Genomic DNA, 255 nt, shown 5'->3' with positions numbered 1-255 from the left:
AGCTTAAGAAGGGCAACACCTTGCTGGTCGAGTTCGGCCGGGGTCGGTCACTGGCGTCGGCAGCGACCACTGCCAACCAGCGCGCCGTCGCCAATGCTGCCGACGCACAAACCTTACCCACCCCGTTACTGCAACGCCTGACAGCGTTGTTTCCCGAGCAGGCACCGTCGGCCCTGGACCAGTTAAGCGGCGAACTGCACGCCAGCACTCAAGCGGTACTGATCGAAAACAGCCGCGTGCTGCGTCAGGCGGTAC

The 255-nt window shown here is 63.5% G+C and carries 1 protein-coding gene; it reads left to right on the top strand.

The genetic code is table 11. The features are described from left to right. Positions 1–255 (top strand): hypothetical protein (locus ACOZK9_RS27445; protein ID WP_421556992.1); only part of this gene is annotated, 255 nt, incomplete at both ends.

This window comes from Pseudomonas kitaguniensis, from assembly GCF_049199985.1.
GTDB classification, from domain to species: domain Bacteria; phylum Pseudomonadota; class Gammaproteobacteria; order Pseudomonadales; family Pseudomonadaceae; genus Aquipseudomonas; species Aquipseudomonas kitaguniensis.
This window is presented reverse-complemented; position numbering and strand designations above follow the sequence as displayed.